A 23,760-nucleotide genomic window follows, 5' to 3' on the forward strand; every position below is an offset into this window, starting at 1 on the left:
GTGCGCCTCCGGCGCTGATGACCACCTTCGACCCTAGGTGGCCCGACGGCGACTGCGAAGTGTACTTTTCCTCCATTCCAGCCCTGCCGGATGGAGGAAATGCACATCATGTCGGAACCGACCGTTCCGCCCACGCCTCCGGTGCCTCTCACCTCACTCCTGGCCCGGGAGGATCTCGGCCTGCGGCAGATCGCGGGGCCGTCGGCGGCCGGGGTGGCGGTCCACGGGGCGCACGCCTCGGAGATGGCCGACCCCTACCCGTACCTGCTGGGCGGCGAGCTGCTGCTGACGGCCGGGGTGCACATCCCGCGGGCGGCGGACTCCGGGACGTACGTCCCCGACTACGTCGCCAGGATCGTCGAGGCGGGCGGCGCGGCCCTCGGCTTCGGTCTGGCCCCGGTGCACGACACGGTCCCGCGCGCCCTGGTGGCCGCCTGCGAGGCCCACGGCCTGCCGCTGCTGGAGGTACCGCCGCGAACCACCTTCTCCGGTGTGGCCCGCGCGGTCTGGGCGCTGATGGCGCAGGCGCGCCTGGCGGAGCTGCGGCGGGTCACCGAGGCGCAGCAGAGCCTCGCCGCCGCGGCCTCCCGCCCGGACCCGGTCCCCTCCGTCCTGCGGCAGCTCGCCCGGCGGGTCGCCGGGCGGGCGGTGCTGTACGGCGCGGAGGGCACGCGGATCGCGTCCGCCGGCCGCGCCCCGGACGGCCCCGCCGCGCAGGCGCTGACGGACCTGGCACGCGTCCTGGCCTCCCGCACCGCCACCACCACCGCCACGGACACCGTCTCCGGCACCCACCTGGCGGCCTACGCCCTCACCCCGGGCCGGGGCTTCGTCCTCGGCGTCGCCTCCCCGCGCCGCGACCCCGGCGACCACACCATCGCCTCCGTCGCGGCCGTCCTGCTCTCCCTGCTCACCGGCGAGCACCGGAGCGGCACGGGCGCGGCCCGCTCCGCCGCGCTGGTCCGGCTGCTCCTCGGCGCCCCGCCCGAGCGGGTCACCCCGCTGCTGGCCGACGCCCGCGCCGGCGCCGACCACTGGCTGGTCGTCCACGCGGCCCCGGCGCCCCCCGGCACCCCGGACCCGGTGGCGGCCTCCGCGCTGGGCGCGGCCCTCGGCTCCCCGCTGGTCGACACCGCCGACGAGGTCGTACGCGTCCTGCTGCCCGCCGGGCGGGAGCCGGCCCCGCAGCCCGGCTGGACCCTGGGTGTCAGCTCCCCCACCGCGCCCGACGCGCTTGCCGCGGCCGACACCCAGGCCGCCCGCGCCCTCTCCCGTGCCCGCGCCACCCGGGTGCCGCTGCTGCGCCCGGATCCCCGGCCGTCCCTGACGGACCTGCTCCAGCCCGCCGAGGCGCGCTCCCACGCCGACGCCCTGCTCGCCCCGCTCACCCCGCCGCTCCCCGAGACGCTGCGCACCTGGCTGTCCCTGCACGGCAGCTGGGACCGCACAGCCGTCGCCCTCTCCGTGCACCGCAACACCGTCCGCCAACGTGTCGCCCGGTGCGCGGCCTTGCTGGAGATGGACCTGGACGATCCCGATGTGCGGATGGAGTTGTGGTTCGCGCTGCGGCAGGTGTGACGGCCGCCGGGCGTGATCCACATCCCAGCGCCCCGCACGTCAAGGACGGACACGGCCGTCTGCCTCACAATGGGAGCCATGCCGATACCCGGGACACCCAGCCGCGCCGAGCTCGTCGACCACCTCGTGCGCACCCGTATCGCGGGCGATGTCGCCACCCCGCGTGAGAACAACCTCTCCCACTACCGCCAACTGGCGAACGGCGTCCGCAACTTCTGGCTCGGGCTGGAGCTCGGCGACCGCTGGACGGACGAGCAGGACGTGCTCGCGGTGATGGCGGAGCGGGTGGGGGTGAACGACGACCCCGAGTACCGGTACGGCCAGGACACCATCGACCCCGAGCTGACCGTCGCCGCGCTGGAGCGGCTGGCCGGGAGGCTGCGGAAGGCGGCGGAGGGGCGGCAGCGGGTGCTGTTCGCGACCGGTCACCCGGGCGGGCTGCTCGATGTGCACCGGGCGACGGCCGCCGCGCTGCGCGCCGCCGGCTGCGAGATCGTTGTCATCCCGGACGGCCTGCAGACGGACGAGGGGTACGTCATGCAGTTCGCGGACGTGGCGGTGCTGGAGCACGGCGCCACCCTCTGGCACACCCATTCGGGCGAGCCGATGAAGGCCATCCTGACCGGCCTGGAGCGCGCCGGCCGCCCGCTGCCCGACCTGGTGGTCGCGGACCACGGCTGGGCGGGGTACGCGGGGCAGCACGGGGTGGACTCGGTCGGGTACGCGGACTGCAACGACCCGGCGCTGTTCCTCGCCGAGGCGGAGGGGACCCTCCAGGTGACGGTGCCGCTGGACGACCATGTGGTCAGCCCCCGCTACTACGACCCGATGACGGCGTATCTCCTGTCGGAGGCGGGGCTGGAGTGAGCGGGACCGCCGCGGGGGTGGGGCCGGGAAGGCGCGCCGCACCCCCGAGGCGGGTCACCGAGGGACGCGGACCACGCCTTCCTGGATCACCGAGATGGCGAGACGGCCGTCCTGGGTGTAGATCCGGGCCTGTCCGAGGCCGCGTCCGCCGTGGGCCGACGGGGACTCCTGGTCGTACAGCAGCCATTCGTCGGCGCGGAACGGGCGGTGGAACCACATCGCGTGGTCCAGGGAGGCGCCGACCACGTCACCGACGGCCCAGCCGCCGCGGCCGTGCGCGAGCAGCACCGAGTCGAGCAGGGTCATGTCGGAGACGTACGTCGCGAGGACGACGTGCAGCAGGGGGTCGTCGCCGAGTTTGCCCGCGGTGCGGAACCACACCTGGGAGTGCGGTTCGCGCGGCTCGCCGAACTTCCCGTAGGGAGGCTCCTCGGCGTACCGCAGGTCGATCGCCTCGCGGGCCTCAAGGAAGCGTTCGACGATCCGCGGGTCGAGGTGGTCGTAGCCGGCGAACCGCTCGCGCGAGGTGAGCAGCGAGTCCGGGTCCGGCGCGGGCGGCATGGCGCTCTGGTGGTCGAGCCCTTCCTCGTACGTCTGGAAGGACGCGGAGAGGGAGAAGATCGGCCTGCCGTGCTGGACGGCGACCACCCGGCGGGTGGTGAAGGAGCGGCCGTCGCGCAGCCGCTCGACGTTGTAGACGATGGGCGCGCCGGGGTCGCCCATGCGCAGGAAGTACGCGTGGAGCGAGTGGGCGGGCCGGTCCTCGGGGACCGTCCGCCCGGCGGCGACCAGCGCCTGGGCCGCGACCTGCCCGCCGAAGACACGTGGGACGACGGCGGACCGGGACTGGCCGCGGAAGATGTTCTCCTCGATCTGCTCCAGGTCGAGCAGATCGAGGAGATCCTCTAGTGCCTGGCTCACCCGTGTCCTTACAGGCCCATGTCCTTGGCGATGATCGTCTTCATGATCTCGCTGGTGCCGCCGTAGATGCGGTTGACGCGGTTGTCCGCGTACAGGCGGGCGATCGGGTACTCGTTCATGTAGCCGTAGCCGCCGTGCAGCTGGAGGCAGCGGTCGATGACGCGGTGCGCGACCTCGGTGCAGAACAGCTTGGCGGAGGCGGCCTCGGCCGGGGTCAGCTCACCGGCGTCCAGGGCCTCGGTCGCGCGGTCGGCGACGGCCTCGGCGGCGTCCACCTCGGCCTGGCAGGCGGCCAGCTCGAACTTGGTGTTCTGGAAGTGGGCGACCGGCTTGCCGAAGACGGTGCGCTCCTGGACGTACTGCTTGGCGAACCGGACGGCGGCCTTGGCCTGGGCGTAGGCGCCGAAGGCGATGCCCCAGCGCTCGGAGGCCAGGTTGTGGCCGAGGTAGTAGAAGCCCTTGTTCTCCTCGCCGAGCAGGTCCTCGACGGGCACCTTGACGTCGACGAAGGCCAGCTCGGCCGTGTCGGAGGTGCGCAGGCCCAGCTTGTCCAGCTTGCGGCCGATGGAGTAGCCCTCGGACTTGGTGTCCACGGCGAAGAGGGAGATGCCGAACCGGCGGTCCTCGGCGCTCGGGGCGGCGGTGCGGGCGCAGACGATCACCCGGTCGGCGTGCACACCGCCGGTGATGAAGGTCTTGGCGCCGTTGAGGACGTAGTGCGTGCCGTCCTCGCTCAGCTTGGCGGTGGTCTTCATGCCCGCGAGGTCGGAGCCGGTGCCCGGCTCGGTCATCGCGATGGCCCACATCTCCTCGCCGGTGACGAACTTCGGCAGGTAGCGCTTCTTCTGCTCGTCCGTGGCCAGCATGTTGATGTAGGGCAGGGCGAGCAGCACGTGCACGCCGGAGCCGCCGAACTGGACGCCCGCGCGGGCGGTCTCCTCGTAGAGGACGGCCTCGAACTTGTGGCTGTCCATGCCCGCGCCACCGTACTCCTCCGGCACGTTGATGCCGAAGATGCCCAGCTCGCCGAGCTTGTAGTAGAACTCGCGCGGCGCCTGGCCGGCTGCGAACCACTCGTCGTAGACCGGGACGACCTCGGCCTCGATGAAGGCGCGCAGGGTCTCCCGGAACGCCTCGTGATCCTCGTTGAACACCGTACGGCGCACGCCGCCACCTCCACCGGTACGTATCTAAGCGCTTGCTCAGGCTTACCGTACCGGCGGGTAGGTACAGGCGTCCAGAGTGGGGCGGCCGTAACGCTCGTCACGCCCGGCCCGGGTACGCCTCCGCGTCCGGCTCGGGATCCGGCTCCGGGCCGGTGAAGTCCGCCCCCGCCGCCTCGAACGCCCCGCGGGCCATCCGGTGCAGCAGCTCCGCCGTCGCCCCGCGCCCCGGCAGCGCCCCCCGGCGCCCCAGATGGGGGGTGGAGTTCAGCAGGCCGAAGACCGAGTGGACGGCGGAGCGGGCGGTGGGCTCGGCGAGGGCCGGGTGGACCTTGCGCAGCACCTCCACCCACAGCTCCACGTACTGCCGCTGGAGCTGGCGGACCAGCTTGCGGTCGCTCTCCCGGAGGCGGTCCAGCTCGCGGTCGTGCAGGGTGATCAGGGGACGGTCGTCGAGCGCGAAGTCGATGTGGCCCTCGATGAGCGAGTCGAGGACCGTCTCCGGTGCCGCGCCGTCCGCGCCCCCGGCCTCCTGAAGGCGCCGCTTCGCGCCGGTCAGGAGCCGGCCGCTGATGCCGACCAGCAGCTCCGCCAGCATCGCGTCCTTGCCCGCGAAGTGCCGGTAGAGGCCGGGGCCGCTGATGCCGACCGCGGCACCTATCTCATCCACCCCGACACCGTGGAAGCCGCGCTCGGCGAAGAGCCGGGCGGCCTCCTTCAGGATCTGCTCGCGGCGGGTGGGGGCGTCGGTTCTGGTGGCCATGAAAACAATTCTAGACAGGGAGGTTAGCGGTCGTTAACCTGAAGGAAATGCGTTAACGCTCATTAACAAGGTGAGGGGACCGCAGGATGGACCAGGCACCGGAGCTGACGACCGCGGCGGATCCCGCGTCGGAGGCCTGGCAGGCCAACGAGGCGGCGCACCGCGCGCTGGTCGAGGAGCTGCACGGCAAGCTCGCCGCGGCCCGGCTGGGCGGCGGCGAGAAGGCGCGCGCCCGGCACACCGCGCGCGGCAAGCTGCTGCCGAGGGACCGGGTGGACACGCTGCTCGACGCGGGCTCCCCGTTCCTGGAGCTGGCCCCGCTGGCGGCCGACGGGCTGTACGACGGGCAGGCGCCGGCGGCGGGGGTGATCGCGGGGATCGGCCGGGTCTCCGGACGCGAGTGCGTGATCGTGGCCAACGACGCCACCGTCAAGGGCGGCACCTACTACCCGATGACGGTGAAGAAGCACCTGCGCGCCCAGGAGGTCGCGCTGGAGAACCGGCTCCCGTGCCTCTACCTCGTCGACTCCGGCGGCGCCTTCCTGCCGATGCAGGACGAGGTGTTCCCGGACCGCGAGCACTTCGGGCGGATCTTCTACAACCAGGCCCGGATGTCCGGCGCGGGCATCCCTCAGATCGCCGCCGTCCTCGGCTCGTGCACCGCCGGCGGCGCCTACGTCCCGGCGATGAGCGACGAGGCCGTGATCGTGCGCAACCAGGGCACGATCTTCCTGGGCGGCCCGCCGCTGGTGAAGGCCGCCACCGGCGAGGTCGTCACCGCCGAGGAGCTGGGCGGCGGCGAGGTCCACTCCCGGGTCTCCGGCGTGACGGACCACCTCGCGGAGGACGACGCGCACGCGCTGCGCATCGTCCGCACCATCGTCGACACCCTCCCCGCGCGCGGACCCCTCCCGTGGGAGGTGCGCCCGGCGGTCGAGCCCAAGGTGGACCCCTTCGGGCTGTACGGCGCGGTCCCGGCCGACCCGCGCACCCCGTACGACGTGCGGGAGATCATCGCCCGCGTGGTCGACGGCTCGCGGTTCGCCGAGTTCAAGTCCGAGTTCGGGCAGACGCTGGTCACCGGCTTCGCCCGGATCCACGGCCACCCGGTCGGCATCGTCGCCAACAACGGCATCCTCTTCGCCGAGTCCGCCCAGAAGGGCGCGCACTTCATCGAGCTGTGCGACCAGCGCGGCATCCCGCTGGTGTTCCTCCAGAACATCTCCGGCTTCATGGTGGGCCGGGACTACGAGGCGGGGGGCATCGCCAAGCACGGCGCCAAGATGGTCACCGCCGTCGCCTGCACCCGCGTCCCGAAGCTGACCGTCGTGGTCGGCGGTTCCTACGGGGCGGGCAACTACTCCATGTGCGGGCGGGCGTACTCGCCCCGCTTCCTGTGGATGTGGCCCAACGCCAAGATCTCCGTCATGGGCGGCGAGCAGGCCGCCTCGGTCCTCGCCACCGTCAAGCGGGACCAGCTGGAGGCCCGCGGCGAGTCCTGGCCGGCCGAGGAGGAGGAGACCTTCAAGGCCCCGATCCGCGCCCAGTACGAGCGCCAGGGCAACGCCTACTACGCCACGGCCCGGCTCTGGGACGACGGCGTCATCGACCCGCTGGAGACCCGCCAGGTGCTGGGTCTGGCTCTGACGGCCTGCGCGAACGCCCCGCTGGGCGAGCCGCAGTTCGGCGTCTTCCGGATGTGAGGAGGGGACTGAATTGTTCGACACGGTGCTGGTGGCCAACCGCGGTGAGATCGCGGTCCGGGTCATCCGTACGCTGCGCGCGCTCGGCGTGCGCTCCGTCGCCGTCTTCTCCGACGCCGACGCCGACGCCCGGCACGTCCGGGAGGCCGACACCGCGGTCCGGCTCGGTCCCGCGCCGGCCGCCGAGAGCTATCTCTCGGTGGAGCGGCTGCTGGCGGCCGCCGAGCGCTCCGGCGCCCAGGCCGTCCACCCGGGGTACGGCTTCCTGGCGGAGAACGCCGGCTTCGCACGCGCCTGCGCCGAGGCCGGGCTGGTGTTCATCGGACCCCCGGCGGACGCCATCGCCCTGATGGGCGACAAGATCCGCGCCAAGGAGACGGTCGGCGCGGCCGGCGTCCCCGTGGTGCCCGGCGGCCGCGACCCCGGCCTCGCCGAGGCGGCCCGCGAGCTGGGCGCGCCGGTGCTGCTGAAGCCCAGCGCGGGCGGCGGCGGCAAGGGCATGCGGCTGGTGCGCGACCTGGAGCTGCTGGAGGAGGAGATCGCCGCCGCCCGCCGTGAGGCCGCGGCCTCCTTCGGCGACGACACCCTGCTGGTGGAACGCTGGATCGACCGCCCCCGGCACATCGAGATCCAGGTGCTGGCCGACGCGCACGGCAACGTGGTGCACCTCGGCGAGCGCGAGTGCTCGCTCCAGCGCCGTCACCAGAAGATCGTCGAGGAGGCGCCCAGCGTCCTGCTGGACGAGGCGACCCGCGCGGCGATGGGCGAGGCCGCGGTCCAGGCGGCCCGCTCCTGCGGGTACGTCGGCGCGGGCACGGTGGAGTTCATCGTCCCCGGCGGCGACCCGTCGGCGTACTACTTCATGGAGATGAACACCCGCCTCCAGGTGGAGCACCCGGTCACCGAGCTGGTCACCGGCCTGGACCTGGTGGAGTGGCAGCTGCGGGTGGCGGCCGGCGAGAAGCTGCCGTACGCCCAGGACGACATCCGGCTGACCGGGCACGCGGTGGAGGCCCGCATCTGCGCCGAGGACCCGGCGCGCGGTTTCCTGCCGTCCGGCGGCACCGTGCTGCGGCTGCGCGAGCCCCAGGGCGACGGCCTGCGCACCGACTCCGGGCTCAGCGAGGGCAGCGAGGTCGGCAGCCTCTACGACCCGATGCTGTCCAAGGTCATCGCCTACGGCCCGGACCGCGCCACCGCCCTGCGCAGACTGCGTGCGGCGCTCGCCGAGACGGTCACGCTGGGCGTGCCCACCAACGCGGGCTTCCTGCGCCGGCTGCTGGCCCACCCGGCGGTCGTCGCGGGCGACCTGGACACCGGTCTGGTAGAGCGCGAGGCCGAGGCGCTGGTGCCGACCGAGGTGCCGCGGGAGGTGTACGAGGCGGCGGCGGCCGTCCGTCTGGACGCGCTGAGGCCCGGTCGGGACGGCTGGACCGACCCGTTCTCCGTGCCGAGCGGCTGGCGCCTCGGCGGCACACCGAAGCCCGTCGCCTTCCCGCTGCGGGTGCCGGGACAGGAACCCGTCGTGCACGAGGGCCGCGGCACCCACACCGTCACCGACGACCGGGTCTGCGTCACCCTCGACGGCGTCCGGCACACCTTCCACCGCGCCGGTGAGTGGCTGGGCCGCGACGGCGACGCCTGGCACGTGCGCGACCACGACCCGGTGACCGCCTCCCTCGACCGGGCCGCCCACGCGGGCGCCGACTCCCTGACCGCGCCCATGCCCGGCACGGTGACGGTGGTGAAGGTCGCGGTCGGCGACGAGGTGGCGGCCGGCCAGAGCCTGCTGGTGGTGGAGGCGATGAAGATGGAGCACGTCATCTCCGCCCCGCACGCGGGCACGGTCGCCGAACTCGACGTCGTCCCGGGCACCACGGTCGCGATGGACCAGGTCCTCGCGGTGATCGCCCCGCACGAGGAGGCGGCGCGATGACGGCCGGCCAACTGCCCATGACGGTGCCGGAGCAGGGCCTGCCGGCCCGGGTGCGCATCCACGAGGTGGGCCCGCGCGACGGCCTCCAGAACGAGAAGGCGACGGTGCCCACCGAGGTGAAGGCGGAGTTCGTCCGCCGCCTCGCCGACGCGGGCCTGGGCACCATCGAGGCGACCAGCTTCGTACACCCGAAGTGGGTGCCCCAACTGGCCGACGCCGAGCAGCTGTTCCCGATGCTCGGCGACGTCCGGGCGGACCTGCCGGTGCTGGTGCCGAACGAACGCGGCCTGGACCGCGCCCTCGCGCTCGGCGCCCGCCGGGTCGCCGTGTTCGCCAGCGCCACCGAGTCCTTCGCCAAGGCCAACCTCAACCGCACGGTGGACGAGGCACTGGCCATGTTCGAGCCGGTGGTGGCCCGCGCCAAGGCGGCGGGCGGACACGTCCGCGGCTACCTCTCCATGTGCTTCGGCGACCCCTGGGAGGGCCCGGTGCCCGTCCCCCAGGTGGTCCGGGTCTGCGCGGCCCTGCGGGACATGGGCTGTGACGAGCTGAGCCTCGGCGACACCATCGGAGTGGCCACGCCCGGGCACGTGGGCGCGCTCCTCACCGCGCTCGACGCCGCCGGGATCCCGGCCGACGCGCTCGGCGTGCACTTCCACGACACCTACGGCCAGGCGCTGGCGAACACCCTCGCGGCGCTGCGGCACGGGGTGACCACCATCGACGCCTCCGCGGGCGGCCTGGGCGGCTGCCCGTACGCGAAGAGCGCCACCGGCAACCTGGCCACCGAGGATCTGGTGTGGATGCTGCGGGGCCTCGGCATCGACACCGGCGTCGACCTCGGCCGTCTCACCGCCACCAGCGTGTGGATGGCCGAACGGCTGGGCCGTCCCAGCCCGTCCCGCACCGTCAGAGCCCTCTCCCACAAGGAGCAGTGAAGAACGATGGACCACCGTCTCTCCCCCGAGCTGGAAGAACTCCGCCGCACGGTAGAGGAGTTCGCACACGACGTGGTGGCCCCGAAGATCGGCGACTACTACGAGCGGCACGAGTTCCCGTACGAGATCGTCCGGGAGATGGGCCGCATGGGCCTGTTCGGGCTGCCGTTCCCGGAGGAGTACGGCGGCATGGGCGGCGACTATCTGGCGCTGGGCCTGGCGCTGGAGGAGCTGGCCCGGGTCGACTCCTCGGTCGCCATCACCCTGGAGGCGGGTGTCTCGCTGGGCGCGATGCCGATCCACCTCTTCGGCACCGAGGAGCAGAAGCGGCAGTGGCTGCCGCGGCTGTGCTCCGGCGAGATGCTGGGCGCCTTCGGGCTGACCGAGCCGGACGGCGGCAGCGACGCCGGCGCGACGCGGACGACGGCCCGGCTGGACGGGGAGACCGGCGAGTGGGTGATCAACGGCACCAAGTGCTTCATCACCAACTCCGGCACCGACATCACGGGCCTGGTCACGGTCACCGCGGTGACCGGCCGCAAGCCGGACGGCAGGCCGGAGATCTCCTCGATCATCGTCCCGGCGGGCACCCCGGGCTTCACGGTGGCCGCCCCGTACTCCAAGGTCGGCTGGAACGCCTCCGACACCCGTGAGCTGTCCTTCGCGGACGTACGGGTGCCGGCCGAGAACCTGCTGGGCACGGAGGGCCGGGGGTACGCCCAGTTCCTGCGCATCCTCGACGAGGGCCGGATCGCCATCGCGGCGCTGGCGACGGGGCTGGCGCAGGGCTGTGTGGACGAGTCGGTGACGTACGCGAAGGAACGTCACGCCTTCGGCCGCCCGATCGGCGCGAACCAGGCGATCCAGTTCAAGATCGCCGACATGGAGATGAAGGCCCACACCGCGCGTCTGGCCTGGCGGGACGCGGCCTCCCGTCTGGTGGCCGGCGAGCCGTTCAAGAAGGAGGCGGCCCTGGCCAAGCTGTACTCCTCGACCGTCGCCGTCGACAACGCCCGGGACGCCACCCAGATTCACGGCGGCTACGGCTTCATGAACGAGTACCCGGTGGCCCGGATGTGGCGGGACTCCAAGATCCTGGAGATCGGCGAGGGCACCAGCGAGGTGCAGCGGATGCTGATCGCACGGGAGTTGGGCCTGGCCGGCTGATCCCGCCCGCGGGTCCCGGCACCCGCACGCCCCCGCCCCCGCCCCCGCCGCGCCCGACAGGCGGCCCGGCGGGGGCGCTCCTATGCTGGTGGCGTACGGTTCGAACGGTCTGTGCGCAAGGCCCACGGCGACATCCTCATGTGCTGGGAGCAGCCCATGACGTTCACGTGCAGAGCACTTCGCAGGGGAGCCGTGGCCGCGACCACGGCGGCGGCGCTCCTGGTCCCGGTGACCGCCGTGACGGCCGTGGCGGCGCCACCGGCCGGCTCAGGCGCCGTCACACAGACGGAACCCGCCCCGGACGACGACTTCCGGGAGATCACCCCCGAGGTGCGCGACCAGCTCGACGACGCCGTCCAGCAGGTCATGCGGGAGGCGGACGTACCAGGTGTCACCGTCGGCCTGTGGACGCCGGACAAGGGGCAGTACGAGCGCTCCTTCGGTGTGGCCGACAAGGACACGGGCCGGCGGATGGCGCCGGACCTGTTCATGCGGATCGGCAGCGAGACCAAGACGTTCACGGTGACGGCGGTGCTCCAGCTGGTCGACCAGGGCGAGATCGACCTGGACGACCCGATCAGCGCGTACGTGGACGGCGTGCCGAACGGCGACGAGATCTCGCTGCGCGAACTGGCCGGGATGCGCAGCGGCCTGTTCAACTACTCGGAGGATCCGGACTTCTTCAAGGCGCTGACGTCCGACCCGGACCGCTACTTCCCGCCGCAGCAGCTGCTGGACTACGCCTTCAAGCACCCGCCGCTGTTCCCGCCGGGAGAGAAGTTCTTCTACTGCAACACCAATCTGATCCTGCTCGGCCTGGTCGTCGAGAAGGTGTCCGGGCAGCCGCTGCACGACTTCGTCCAGCGCAACATCCTGGATCCGGCCGGGATGCGGGACACCGTCTTCCCGACGAACGCGGACTTCCCCGAGCCGCACGCGCAGGGGTACACGGACCAGACGGCGACCGGCAAGGTGGAGAACTCGACGAACTGGGACCCGTCCTGGGCCTGGGCGGCCGGAGCGATGATCTCCAACCGGGACGATCTGCGCGTCTGGGCGCGCACGGTGGCCACGGGCGAGTTCGCCGACGGTGACACGATGGTCGAACCGGCCACGCAGAAGGAGCGGCTGGAGACGCCTCCGACCCCGATCCCGGGCGCGGGGTACGGACTCGGCATCTTCGATGTGCAGGGCTGGATCGGGCACAACGGTTCCCTGCCGGGCTACGAGTCCCTGACCATCTATCTGCCGTCGGCGGAGGCGACCCTCGTGGTGCTGCTGAACACCGACATCGGCCATGACGACGAGGAGCCGAGCACGCTGTTCGGCGACGCGATCACGAAGATCGTCAGTCCGAACCACGTCTACAACCTGCCGGCTCAGCCCGCGGCCAAGTGATCTCGGTCATTTCCCCGGTCGGCGTTTCGCCCAACTCCCGGCAAGGGTAGGCACGTTCCTGGATCCGAACAGGAGTGGCCAGGTCACTCTTTCGATCAGTGCGGCCCCGACCCCTGGACAAGATCTGAGGTTAGGCTAACCTACCTTCGATCTGTCCGGCGGGCCCTCCGCCCTGTTCGAAAGCAGCCACGCCCATGTCCAACGCCCGTGCCACCCACCTCACCCGCCGCGGCATCCTCGCCGCCGGTGGCGCCCTCGGCCTCGGTGCCGTACTCGCCGCCTGCGGTGACGACGACACGAAAAGCGGTGGCGCGGACTCGACGTCGGCCGCCAAGCCGTCCGGCCCCTGGACGTTCAAGGACGACCGCGGCGAGACCGTGAAGCTGGACAAGGTGCCCACCGACATCGTCGCCTTCGTCGGTGTGGCCGCCGCCCTCCACGACTACGGCGTCCAGGTCAAGGGCGTCTTCGGCCCGACCAAGACCCAGGACGGCAAGCCGGACGTCCAGGCCGGCGACATGGACATCAGCAAGGTCGAGATCCTCGGCAACGTCTGGGGCCAGTTCAACGTCGAGAAGTACGCGGCGCTCGCCCCGGAGCTCCTCGTCACCACGGTCTTCGACGACGCCGGCACCCTCTGGTACGTCCCCGAGGAGTCCAAGGACAAGATCACCAAGCTGGCCCCGAGCGTCGGCGTCTCCGTCTACGACCGCCAGCTCACCCAGCCGCTCGAGCGCATGTGGGCGCTGGCCGAGTCGCTGGGCGCGGACCTGAAGGCAGACAAGGTCGTCAAGGCGAAGCAGGAGTTCGAGGCGGCGGCGGAGCGGCTGCGCAAGGCCGCCAAGGCCCGCCCCGAGATCAAGGTCCTGGTCGGCTCCGCGAGCGCCGAGCTGCTGTACATCTCCGGCTCCAACCTCTCCATCGACCTCGAGTACTTCAAGGCGCTCGGCGTGAACTTCATCGAGCCCTCGGAGAAGGCGAAGAACGCGAACGGCGGAGGCGGCTGGTACGAGAGCCTGAGCTGGGAGAACGTCGACAAGTACGACGCGGACATCATCATGATGGACGACCGCGCCCAGGCCACGCAGCCGGCCGACATCACCGAGGCGACCTGGAAGAAGCTGCCGGCGGTGAAGGCCGGGCAGGTCATCGCGCGGTCGCCGGAGCCGATCCTGTCGTACGCGAAGTGCACCCCGCTGCTCACGAACCTCGCCGAGGCGATCGAGAACGCCAAGAAGGTCAGCTGAGCCGCGCCTTCCCGGGCGGGGAGCTGACGCAGTACGACGGCTGCGCGTCGTTCGTGGCCGATCGCGCAGCTCCCCGCGCCCCTAGGTAGGACACGTCCCCCTGCCCACCGCCCAGGAGCTTCGATGTCGACGGCCGTAGCCGCTCCGTTCCGTTTCTTCTCCCTCCAGGTCGTACGGACGAGGCGGCTGGGGCCGTCTCTCGTGCGGGTCTCCTTCGCCGGGGACGAACTGCGCGACTTCCACTCCGACGGGTGCGACCAGTCGCTGTCCCTGTTCCTGCCGCATCCCGGCCAGGACGCCCCCGTCGTCCCCGTGGAACTCGGGGACGACTGGTGGAAGGGGTGGCGCGAACTGCCCGACGACGTACGGGCCGTGATGCGGTCGTACACGCTGCGGGCCCTGCGCCGCGATCCCGACGAGATCGACATCGACTTCGTGCTGCACGGTGTCGAGCCCGACGCCGCCGTGCCCGCGGGCCCCGCCTCCCGGTGGGCCGCGCAGGCCTCCGCCGGCGACAAGGTGCTGCTGATCGGGCCTGCGATCGCCGACAACCGGGCGATCCGGTTCCGGCCGCCGCAGGACACCGACCTGGTGGTGCTGTGGGGCGACGAGACCGCGCTGCCGGCCGTGGCCGCGATCCTGGAGTCACTGCCCGCCGGACTGCCGGCCCGGGTGTGGCTGGAGGCGCAGGACGCCGGGAACGTGCTGGAGCTGGCGACCGAGGCCGACGCCGAGGTCACCTGGCTGGTCCGGCCGGAGCACGGCCCCGAGGACGCGCCGCCGGCCCTGGACGCGCTCCGCGACGCCCAACTGCCGCCCGCCGAGCGCCCGTACGTCTGGATCGCGGGCGAGTCGAGCTCGGTGAAGGCCCTGCGCCGGCATTTCGTCGGCGAGCGGGGCATCGACCGCCGCCAGGTCACCTTCGTGGGTTACTGGCGCCGGGGTCTGACCGAGGAGGAGTTGCGGGAGCAGGGCGAATAACTCCGTCCGGAGTGACGGAAGTTACTCCAGGGATGCGCTTGTTCACAGTTACTTAGGTTAGGCTAACCTAAGTAAGCCGGGTTCCGGCCCCACCCCGGCCCCATCCGTCCGCACGGCCCGTCCCCACCGGAGGACCCTCACATGCGCTCGCACCTGCTCAATGACACGACCGCGGAGCAGTACCGCCGCTCCGTGACCGAAGGAGTAGAGCGGGTGGCGACCAAACTCGCCACCACGCGGCGCCCGTTCACCGGCGTCACGGTCGACGACCTGGCCCCCACCATCGAGCGGATCGACCTCGACCGGCCGCTGCACGACACCACGGCGGTCCTCGACGAGCTGGAGGACGTCTACCTCCGGGACGCGATCTACTTCCACCACCCGCGCTACCTCGCCCACCTCAACTGCCCGGTCGTCATCCCGGCCGTGCTCGGCGAGGCGATCCTCTCCGCCGTCAACTCCTCCCTGGACACCTGGGACCAGTCGGCCGGCGGCACGCTGATCGAGCGCAAACTGATCGACTGGACGACCGCCCGGATCGGCCTGGGCGAGAACGCCGACGGCGTGTTCACCTCCGGCGGCACCCAGTCCAACCTCCAGGCGCTGCTGCTGGCCCGCGAGGAGGCCAAGTCCCAGGACCTGGCCAAACTGCGCATCTTCGCCTCCGAGGTCAGCCACTTCAGCGTCAAGAAGTCGGCGAAACTCCTCGGCCTCGGCCAGGACGCGGTCGTGGTGATCCCCGTCGACCACGACAAGCGGATGCAGACCGTGGCCCTCGCCCGCGAGCTGGCCCGCTGCGCCGAGGACGGCCTCGTGCCCATGGCCGTCGTCGCCACCGCCGGCACCACCGACTTCGGCTCGATCGACCCCCTCCCCGAGATCGCCGAGCTGTGCGAGCAGTACGGCACCTGGATGCACGTCGACGCCGCCTACGGCTGCGGGCTGCTCACCTCGCTCAAGCGCCGCGCCCTGCTGGACGGCATCGAGCGGGCCGACTCGGTCACCGTCGACTACCACAAGTCGTTCTTCCAGCCGGTGAGCTCCTCCGCCGTGCTGGTCCGGGACGCCGCCACACTGCGCCACGCCACCTACCACGCGGAGTACCTGAACCCGCGCCGGATGGTGCAGGAACGTATCCCCAACCAGGTGGACAAGTCCCTCCAGACCACCCGCCGCTTCGACGCCCTCAAGCTCTGGGTCACCCTGCGCGTGATGGGCGCCGACGGCATCGGACAGCTCTTCGACGAGGTCTGCGACCTGGCCCAGGAGGGCTGGCGGCTGCTGGCCGCCGACCCGCGCTACGACGTCGTGGTCCAGCCCAGCCTGTCCACCCTGGTCTTCCGCTACGTCCCGGCCGCCGTCACCGACCCGGCCGAGATCGACCGCGCCAACCTCTACGCCCGCAAGGCCCTGTTCGCCTCCGGCGAGGCCATCGTCGCGGGCACCAAGGTGAGCGGCCGCCACTACCTGAAGTTCACCCTGCTCAACCCTGAGACGAAGGCGTCCGACATCGCCGCCGTCCTCGATCTGATCGCCGGCCACGCCGAGCAGTACCTGGGAGACTCCCTTGACCGCGCTTCCTGAACCCACCACCACGACCTACGACTTCGTGGGGATCGGGCTCGGCCCCTTCAACCTCGGTCTGGCCTGCCTCACCGAGCCGATCGACGAACTGCGCGGAGTCTTCCTGGAGTCCAAGCCGGACTTCGAATGGCACGCCGGCATGTTCCTCGACGGCGCCCACCTCCAGACCCCGTTCATGTCGGACCTGGTCACCCTGGCGGACCCCACCTCGCCGTACTCCTTCCTGAACTACCTGAAGGAGAAAGGCCGGCTGTACTCGTTCTACATCCGCGAGAACTTCTACCCGCTGCGCGTCGAGTACGACGACTACTGCCGCTGGGCCGCGAACAAGCTGAGCAGCGTCCGCTTCGGCACGACGGTCACCGAGGTGACGTACGACGAGGGCGACGGGCTGTACGCGGTGGCGACCGCGGCCGGTGACACCTACCGCGCCCGCCACCTGGTCCTCGGCACCGGCACCCCGCCGTACATCCCCGAGGCCTGCCAGGGCCTGGGCGGCGACTTCATCCACAACTCCCGCTATGTGCAGAGCAAGGCGGAGCTCCAGAAGAAGGAGTCGATCACGCTGGTCGGCAGCGGCCAGTCCGCCGCCGAGATCTACTACGACCTGCTCAGCGAGATCGACGTCCACGGCTACCGGCTGAACTGGGTGACCCGCTCCCCGCGGTTCTTCCCGCTGGAGTACACCAAGCTCACCCTGGAGATGACCTCCCCGGAGTACATCGACTACTTCCGGACGCTGCCGGAGCAGACCCGCTACCGCCTGACCCAGCAGCAGAAGGGCCTGTTCAAGGGCATCGACGGCGACCTGATCAACGAGATCTTCGACCTGCTCTACCAGAAGAACCTCGGCGGCCCGGTCCCCACCCGCCTGCTCACCAACGCGGCCCTGACCGGCGCCGCGTACGAGAACGGCACGTACACCCTCGGCTTCCGCCAGGAGGAGCAGGAGAAGGACTTCGAGCTGACCTCGGACGGCCTGATCCTCGCCACCGGCTACAAGTACGCCGAGCCGGAGTTCCTGAAGCCGGTCCGCGACCGCCTGGTCTACGACTCCCAGGGCAGCTTCGACGTGGCCCGCAACTACGCCATCGACGTCACCGGCAGAGGCGTCTTCCTCCAGAACGCCGGCGTCCACACCCACAGCATCACCAGCCCCGACCTGGGTATGGGCGCCTACCGCAACAGCTACATCATCCGGGAGCTGCTCGGCACCGAGTACTACCCGGTGGAAAAGTCCATCGCGTTCCAGGAGTTCGCAGTATGAGCACGACCACCACCCCACAGGTGGGCACCCTCACCCTCCGTCCGCTCGACCCGCTGAAGGACGCCGAGCTCCTGCACGCCTGGGTCACCCACCCGAAGTCCGCGTTCTGGATGATGCAGGACGCGAAGCTGGAGGACGTCGAGCGCGCCTACATGGAGATAGCCGCCGACGAGCACCACCACGCCCTGCTCGGCCTGCACGACGGCGTGCCCGCGTTCCTGATGGAGAAGTACGACCCGGCCCACCGCGAGCTGGTCGGCCTGTACGAGCCGCTCCCCGGCGACGTCGGCATGCACTTCCTGGTCGCCCCCACCGACCGGCCGGTGCACGGCTTCACCCGGGCCGTCATCACCGCCGTGATGCGCCATCTCTTCGACGACCCGGCCACCGCGCGCGTGGTCGTCGAGCCGGACGTGTCCAACAAGGCGGTGCACGCCCTGAACGAGGCCGTCGGCTTCGTGCCGGAGCGCGAGATCCAGAAGCCGGAGAAGAAGGCCCTGCTCAGCTTCTGCACCCGCGAGCAGTTCGAGAAGGCGGTGTCCGCATGAGCCTCGCCGACGCCGTGGCCCACCTCTCCCCCGAGCGCTGGGAGCAGGCCAACCGCCTGCTGATCCGCAAGGCCCTCGCCGAGTTCGCGCACGAGCGGCTGATCACCCCGGAGCCGGACGGTGACGCGTACGTCGTGCGCAGCGACGACGGCCTGACCCGCTACCGCTTCACCGCCGTCCGCCGCGCCCTCGACCACTGGCAGGTGGACGCGGACTCCATCACCCGGCACCGCGACGGCGCCGAGCTGCCGCCGGCCGCGCTGGACTTCTTCATCGAGCTGAAGGACGCGCTCGGCCTGAGCGACGAGATCCTGCCGGTCTACCTGGAGGAGATCTCCTCCACCCTCTCCGGCACCTGCTACAAGCTCACCAAGCCGCAGATCCCCTCCGCCGAGCTGGCGGGCAGCGGTTTCCAGGCCATCGAGACCGGGATGACCGAGGGCCACCCCTGCTTCGTCGCCAACAACGGCCGGCTGGGCTTCGGCATCCACGAGTACCTGTCGTACGCCCCGGAGACCGCGAGCCCGGTGCGGCTGGTCTGGCTGGCCGCGCACCGCTCCCGCGCCGCGTTCACGGCGGGCGTCGGCATCGACCACGAGTCCTTCTTCCGGCAGGAGCTGGGCGAGGAGACCGTCGACCGCTTCCGCGGCGAGCTGCGCGAGCGCGGCCTGGACCCGGCCGACTACCTCTTCATCCCGGTCCACCCGTGGCAGTGGTGGAACAAGCTCACCGTCACCTTCGCCGCCGAGGTCGCCCGCGGCCACCTGGTCTGCCTGGGCGAGGGCGACGACGAGTACCTGGCCCAGCAGTCCATCCGGACCTTCTTCAACACCAGCAGCCCGGAGAAGCACTATGTGAAGACGGCCCTGTCCGTCATCAACATGGGCTTCATGCGGGGTCTGTCGGCCGCCTACATGGAGGCCACCCCGGCGATCAACGACTGGCTGGCCCAGCTGATCGAGAACGACCCGGTGCTGAAGTCGACGGGCCTGACGATCATCCGCGAGCGCGCTGCGGTCGGCTACCGGCACCTGGAGTACGAGAAGGCCACCGACCGGTACTCGCCGTACCGCAAGATGCTCGCCGCGCTGTGGCGGGAGAGCCCGGTGCCGTCCCTCCAGGACGGCGAGTCCCTGGCGACGATGGCCTCCCTGCTGCACGTCGACCACGCGGGCGCCTCCTTCGCGGGCGCGCTGATCGCCCGCTCGGGCCTGGCCCCGGCCGAGTGGCTGCGCCGCTACCTGCGGGCCTACTACACCCCGCTGCTGCACAGCTTCTACGCCTACGACCTGGTCTACATGCCGCACGGCGAGAACGTGATCCTGGTCCTGAAGGACGGCGCCGTGGAGCGCGCGATCTACAAGGACATCGCCGAGGAGATCTGCGTCATGGACCCGGACGCGGTGCTGCCGCCGGAGGTGCGGCGGATCCGCGCCGAGGTGCCGGACGACATGAAGCTGCTGTCCATCTTCACGGACGTCTTCGACTGCTTCTTCCGCTTCCTCGCGGCGAACCTGGCCGCCGAGGGAACCCTGGCGGAGGACGACTTCTGGCGCACGGTCGCCGAGGTCACCCGCGAGTACCAGGAGGCCACGCCCGAACTCGCCGACAAGTTCGCGCAGTACGACATGTTCACCCCCGAGTTCGCGCTGTCCTGCCTCAACCGGCTCCAGCTCCGGAACAACAAGCAGATGGTCGACCTCGCGGACCCGTCCGGCGCGCTCCAGCTCGTCGGCACCCTGGAGAACCCGATCGCCGGGTTCTGACCCGTGAAGACCTGGCGGGCACCCCGGAGACGGTCCTCCGGGGTGCCCGTCGGCTTTCACCCAGCGGCATTCACCCAGCGGGCCACGGCACCTGCGGCGAGCGGTGGTACCCGATGCCGAGCGCGTCCCAGCGCGGCCCCTGCGCCGCGAGCCGCGTGCGGTACGCCTCCCAGTCGTGGGTGGCGGCCGGCGACCAGCCCAGCTCGGCCACGCCCGGCAGCCTGGGGAAGGCCATGTGCTCCAGGTGCGCGGAGTTCTCCAGCGTCTCCGTCCACAGCGGCGCCTCGACACCCCGCACCGCGGAGGCCGGCACGCCCGGCAGATAGCTGTCCGGGTCCCAGTCGTAGGACCGCCGCACCTCCACGTAGCCGGCCCAGGACAGGCCGAGCGGGGTGTCCTTGTCGTACTTCATGTCGAGGTAGACCCGGTCGGCGGGCGACAGGATCAGTCCCGTCCCGTTCCGCGCGGCCTTCGCCACCTGCGCCTTCTCCGCCGCGCCGGTGCCGTCCAGGCCCCAGTACTGGGCGAGCGCGCCCTCGGCCGGGGTGGCCCCGGTCAGCTGGTGCCAGCCGACGACGGTCTTGCCGTAGTCGGCGACGACCGGCTGCACCCGGTCCATGAACGTCACGTAGTCCTCGTGGCTGGTGGAATGCGCCTCGTCGCCGCCGATGTGGAGGTAGCGGCCCGGGGTGAGGGCGGCCAGCTCGCGGATGACGTCCTCGACGAAGTCGTAGGTGACCTCCTTGCCGGCGCACAGCGAGCTGAAGCCGACCGCGGTGCCGGTGTAGAGCGGGGGTGCCACGCCGTCGCAGTTGAGTTCGGCGTACGAGGCGAGCGCGGCGTTGGTGTGGCCGGGCATGTCGATCTCGGGGACGACCTCCAGGTGGCGGGAGGCGGCGTAGCGGACGATCTCCCGGTAGTCGTCCTTGGTGTAGTGGCCGCCGGGGCCGCCGCCGACCTCGGTGGAGCCGCCGTACGGGGCGAGGCGCGGCCAGGAGTCGATCGCGATCCGCCAGCCCTGGTCGTCGCTGAGGTGCAGGTGCAGCTTGTTGAACTTGTAGAGGGCCAGCTCGTCGATGTACCGCTTGACCTCGCCGACGGTGAAGAAGTGCCGGGAGACGTCGAGCATGGCGCCGCGCCAGGAGTAGCGCGGGGTGTCCTTCACGGTGCCGCCGGCGACCAGCCAGGGGCCGGGCTGCACGGTGTCCTTCTCCACGGCGGCGGGCAGCAGTTGGCGCAGGGTCTGCACACCGTGGAAGAGCCCGGCGGGCTCGGCGGCGGTGAGGGTGACGCCGGAGCGTCCGCTGTCGAGGCGGTAGCCCTCGGTGCCGTACGGCCCGTCGGCGAGCCTGAGCCGGATGCCGCCGGTGCCGTGGCCGGTGACGGGCAGCCGGTAACCGGTGGAGGGGCGCAGGATGTCGGCGAGGTACTCGCCGACCCGGCGGACCTCGCGCGAGCCGTCGACGCGGATGCGGGTGCCGTCGGTGATGCGGTAGGGCGAGCCGCCCGGGTCGACCGAGGCGGGGGCCGGGACGACCTGGCCGAGGGGTCGCGCCCCGGCGGGCGCGGCGGCCGGTGCCGCGCCGGAGGCGAAGACGCCGGCCGCCGCGACGAGCAGCAGCGAAGCCAGAAGGTGCAGTCTGTGCCGTCTCACACGTGCTCCCTTCGGAATGGGTATAGACCACTCTCCCGCAGAGCGCGCTCCGGCAGAACCTCCCGCACGGCATCCATGGGCCATGCACAGGCCCTGCCCGGAATCGGGCAGGATTGTTGCAAAACCCTGCCCCTTACTCCAGGATCTACCGGGTGCACGACGAACTCCTTGATCATCTGACGCGCTCCACGCCCCTCAGCCGGGGCGAGGCGCTGCGCGTGGTCCAGGACGTACTCGCCTTCTTCGACGAGACGACCGAGGAGTACGTCCGTCGCCGCCATCGCGAACTCCAGGCCCAGGGCCTGGTGAACGCGACGATCTTCGAGCGGATCGAGGCGGACCTGAAATACCGCGCGGTGGCCCCGCCGGAGCTCACGCTCCGGCAGCTGCGGCGGATCGTCTACGGCTAGGAATACCTCCATATGTGCGGAATCGTCGGATACATCGGCAAGCGGGACGTGGCACCGCTGCTCCTCGAAGGCCTCCAGCGCCTGGAGTACCGGGGCTACGACTCGGCCGGCATCGTCGTGACCTCCCCCAAGGCCGCCGGCCTGAAGATGGTCAAGGCCAAGGGCCGGGTCCGTGACCTCGAGGCCAAGGTCCCGGCACGCTTCAAGGGCACCACCGGCATCGCCCACACCCGCTGGGCCACCCACGGCGCCCCCTCCGACGTGAACGCCCACCCGCACCTGGACGCCGAGGGCAAGGTCGCCGTCGTCCACAACGGCATCATCGACAACGCCGCCGACCTGCGCCGCAAACTGGAGGCGGACGGCGTCGAGTTCCTCTCCGAGACCGACACCGAGGTCCTGGTCCACCTGATCGCCCGCTCGCAGGCCGAGAAGCTCGAGGACAAGGTCCGCGAGATCCTGCGGCTCATCGAGGGCACCTACGGCATCGCCGTGCTGCACGCCGACTTCCCGGACCGCATCGTCGTGGCCCGCAACGGCTCCCCGGTCGTCCTCGGCATCGGCGAGAAGGAGATGTTCGTCGCCTCGGACATCGCCGCGCTGGTCACCCACACCCGGCAGATAGTGACCCTCGACGACGGCGAGATGGCCACCCTCAAGGCCGACGACTTCCGCACGTACACCACCGAGGGCACCCGCACCACCGCCGAGCCCACCACCGTCGAGTGGGAGGCCGCCTCCTACGACATGGGCGGCCACGACACCTACATGCACAAGGAGATCCACGAGCAGGCCGACGCCGTGGACCGGGTGCTGCGCGGCCGCATCGACGACCGCTTCTCCACCGTGCACCTCGGCGGCCTCAACCTGGACGCCCGCGAGGCCCGCCAGATCCGCCGGGTCAAGATCCTCGGCTGCGGCACCTCGTACCACGCCGGCATGATCGGCGCCCAGATGATCGAGGAGCTGGCCCGCATCCCCGCGGACGCCGAGCCCGCCTCCGAGTTCCGCTACCGCAACGCGGTCGTCGACCCCGACACCCTGTACATCGCGGTCTCCCAGTCCGGTGAGACGTACGACGTGCTGGCCGCCGTCCAGGAGCTGAAGCGCAAGGGCGCCCGCGTCCTCGGCGTCGTCAACGTGGTCGGCTCGGCCATCGCCCGCGAGGCCGACGGCGGCATCTACGTGCACGCCGGCCCCGAGGTCTGCGTCGTCTCCACCAAGTGCTTCACCAACACCTGCGTCGCCTTCGCCCTGCTCGCCCTGCACCTCGGCCGCACCCGCGACCTCTCGGTGCGCGACGGCAAGCGGATCATCGAGGGCCTGCGCAAGCTGCCCGCGCAGATCTCCGAGATGCTGGAGCAGGAGGAGGAGATCAAGAAGCTGGCGGAGAGCTACGCCGACGCCCGCTCGATGCTCTTCATCGGCCGCGTCCGGGGCTACCCGGTGGCGCGCGAGGCCTCCCTGAAGCTCAAGGAGGTCTCCTACATCCACGCCGAGGCCTACCCGGCCTCCGAGCTCAAGCACGGCCCGCTGGCCCTGATCGAGCCCGCCCTGCCGACGGTCGCCATCGTCCCCGACGACGACCTGCTGGAGAAGAACCGCGCCGCGATGGAGGAGATCAAGGCCCGCAGCGGCCAGATCCTCGCCGTCGCCCACCAGCACCAGGAGAAGGCCGACCACACCGTCGTCGTCCCGAAGAACGAGGACGAGCTGGACCCCATCCTCATGGGCATCCCGCTCCAGCTCCTCGCCTACCACACGGCGTTGGCGCTGGGCCGCGACATCGACAAGCCCCGCAACCTCGCCAAGTCGGTGACGGTGGAGTAGAAGCGCCCCCGACGGGGCGCGGGGAACCGCGCGAGCAGG

At 71.3% G+C, this 23,760-nt stretch carries 19 protein-coding genes; 15 read left to right on the forward strand and 4 right to left on the reverse strand.

Annotated features, from left to right (window positions below; all coding sequences use genetic code 11):
• Positions 1-108: 108 nt before the first annotated feature.
• Complete coding sequence (locus ABT232_RS01670; RefSeq protein ID WP_351834309.1) at positions 109-1,578, forward strand: PucR family transcriptional regulator ligand-binding domain-containing protein; 1,470 nt, start codon at positions 109-111, stop codon at positions 1,576-1,578.
• Between the two features lie 78 nt (positions 1,579-1,656).
• Positions 1,657-2,445, forward strand: a complete 789-nt coding sequence (locus tag ABT232_RS01675; protein ID WP_351834310.1) for a phosphatase — start codon at positions 1,657-1,659, stop codon at positions 2,443-2,445.
• A 54-nt stretch (positions 2,446-2,499) separates the two neighbouring features.
• Here the strand turns inward: ABT232_RS01675 and tesB are convergent, their stop codons facing one another.
• The 3 genes from tesB to ABT232_RS01690 form a co-directional block, all read right to left on the reverse strand.
• Positions 2,500-3,366: an acyl-CoA thioesterase II gene (tesB, locus tag ABT232_RS01680; protein ID WP_351834313.1), complete on the reverse strand. Its 867-nt coding sequence runs from the start codon at positions 3,364-3,366 to the stop codon at positions 2,500-2,502.
• An 8-nt stretch (positions 3,367-3,374) separates the two neighbouring features.
• The gene (locus ABT232_RS01685; RefSeq protein WP_351834315.1) at positions 3,375-4,532 is read right to left on the reverse strand and encodes an acyl-CoA dehydrogenase family protein; all 1,158 of its coding nucleotides are present in this window, start codon (positions 4,530-4,532) and stop codon (positions 3,375-3,377) included.
• Between the two features lie 97 nt (positions 4,533-4,629).
• A complete protein-coding gene (locus tag ABT232_RS01690; RefSeq protein ID WP_351834317.1) occupies positions 4,630-5,292 on the reverse strand; it encodes an SACE_7040 family transcriptional regulator in 663 nt (220 codons plus the stop codon).
• Between the two features lie 86 nt (positions 5,293-5,378).
• Here ABT232_RS01690 and ABT232_RS01695 point away from each other — a divergent pair, with 86 nt between their 5' ends.
• The 11 genes from ABT232_RS01695 to ABT232_RS01745 all read left to right on the forward strand — a co-directional run bounded on the left by ABT232_RS01695 (position 5,379) and on the right by ABT232_RS01745 (position 19,827).
• Positions 5,379-6,995: a carboxyl transferase domain-containing protein gene (locus tag ABT232_RS01695; protein ID WP_351834320.1), complete on the forward strand. Its 1,617-nt coding sequence runs from the start codon at positions 5,379-5,381 to the stop codon at positions 6,993-6,995.
• A 13-nt stretch (positions 6,996-7,008) separates the two neighbouring features.
• Positions 7,009-8,931, forward strand: a complete 1,923-nt coding sequence (locus tag ABT232_RS01700; RefSeq protein ID WP_351834323.1) for an acetyl/propionyl/methylcrotonyl-CoA carboxylase subunit alpha — start codon at positions 7,009-7,011, stop codon at positions 8,929-8,931.
• Positions 8,928-9,869, forward strand: a complete 942-nt coding sequence (locus ABT232_RS01705; RefSeq protein ID WP_351834326.1) for a hydroxymethylglutaryl-CoA lyase — start codon at positions 8,928-8,930, stop codon at positions 9,867-9,869. The genes ABT232_RS01700 and ABT232_RS01705 overlap by 4 nt, the downstream gene beginning before the upstream one ends.
• A gap of 6 nt (positions 9,870-9,875) precedes the next feature.
• Positions 9,876-11,036 carry an acyl-CoA dehydrogenase family protein gene (locus ABT232_RS01710; protein WP_351834329.1) on the forward strand — a complete coding sequence of 387 codons (1,161 nt, stop codon included), beginning with the start codon at positions 9,876-9,878 and terminating at the stop codon, positions 11,034-11,036.
• Positions 11,037-11,192: 156 nt separating this feature from the next.
• Positions 11,193-12,434, forward strand: a complete 1,242-nt coding sequence (locus ABT232_RS01715; protein WP_351834331.1) for a serine hydrolase domain-containing protein — start codon at positions 11,193-11,195, stop codon at positions 12,432-12,434.
• A 194-nt stretch (positions 12,435-12,628) separates the two neighbouring features.
• Entirely contained in the window at positions 12,629-13,681 is a 1,053-nt protein-coding gene (locus tag ABT232_RS01720) for an ABC transporter substrate-binding protein (RefSeq protein WP_351834333.1), read from the forward strand.
• A 123-nt stretch (positions 13,682-13,804) separates the two neighbouring features.
• Positions 13,805-14,662, forward strand: a complete 858-nt coding sequence (locus ABT232_RS01725) for a siderophore-interacting protein (RefSeq protein ID WP_351834336.1) — start codon at positions 13,805-13,807, stop codon at positions 14,660-14,662.
• 141 nt (positions 14,663-14,803) lie between these two features.
• Positions 14,804-16,246, forward strand: coding sequence for a lysine decarboxylase DesA (gene desA, locus ABT232_RS01730; RefSeq protein WP_351834339.1), 1,443 nt, complete (start codon positions 14,804-14,806; stop codon positions 16,244-16,246).
• Positions 16,230-17,513 (forward strand): lysine N(6)-hydroxylase/L-ornithine N(5)-oxygenase family protein, encoded by a 1,284-nt coding sequence (locus ABT232_RS01735; protein WP_351834342.1) that lies wholly within the window; start codon positions 16,230-16,232, stop codon positions 17,511-17,513. Before desA ends, ABT232_RS01735 begins: the two co-directional genes overlap by 17 nt.
• Positions 17,510-18,061 (forward strand): GNAT family N-acetyltransferase, encoded by a 552-nt coding sequence (locus ABT232_RS01740; protein ID WP_351834345.1) that lies wholly within the window; start codon positions 17,510-17,512, stop codon positions 18,059-18,061. Before ABT232_RS01735 ends, ABT232_RS01740 begins: the two co-directional genes overlap by 4 nt.
• Positions 18,058-19,827 carry an IucA/IucC family protein gene (locus ABT232_RS01745; RefSeq protein WP_351834348.1) on the forward strand — a complete coding sequence of 590 codons (1,770 nt, stop codon included), beginning with the start codon at positions 18,058-18,060 and terminating at the stop codon, positions 19,825-19,827. The genes ABT232_RS01740 and ABT232_RS01745 overlap by 4 nt, the downstream gene beginning before the upstream one ends.
• Before the next feature lie 70 nt (positions 19,828-19,897).
• On the opposite strand, the gene ABT232_RS01750 is transcribed toward ABT232_RS01745, so the two are convergent.
• Positions 19,898-21,505 carry a beta-N-acetylhexosaminidase gene (locus tag ABT232_RS01750; protein WP_450871658.1) on the reverse strand — a complete coding sequence of 536 codons (1,608 nt, stop codon included), beginning with the start codon at positions 21,503-21,505 and terminating at the stop codon, positions 19,898-19,900.
• Between the two features lie 128 nt (positions 21,506-21,633).
• Here ABT232_RS01750 and ABT232_RS01755 point away from each other — a divergent pair, with 128 nt between their 5' ends.
• Entirely contained in the window at positions 21,634-21,891 is a 258-nt protein-coding gene (locus ABT232_RS01755) for a hypothetical protein (RefSeq protein ID WP_351834353.1), read from the forward strand.
• 12 nt (positions 21,892-21,903) lie between these two features.
• Entirely contained in the window at positions 21,904-23,721 is a 1,818-nt protein-coding gene (gene glmS, locus ABT232_RS01760) for a glutamine--fructose-6-phosphate transaminase (isomerizing) (protein ID WP_351834356.1), read from the forward strand.
• Positions 23,722-23,760: the final 39 nt, after the last annotated feature.

The sequence above is a fragment of the Streptomyces sp. NPDC001532 genome, from assembly GCF_040298625.1.
In the GTDB taxonomy this organism is placed as follows: domain Bacteria; phylum Actinomycetota; class Actinomycetes; order Streptomycetales; family Streptomycetaceae; genus Streptomyces.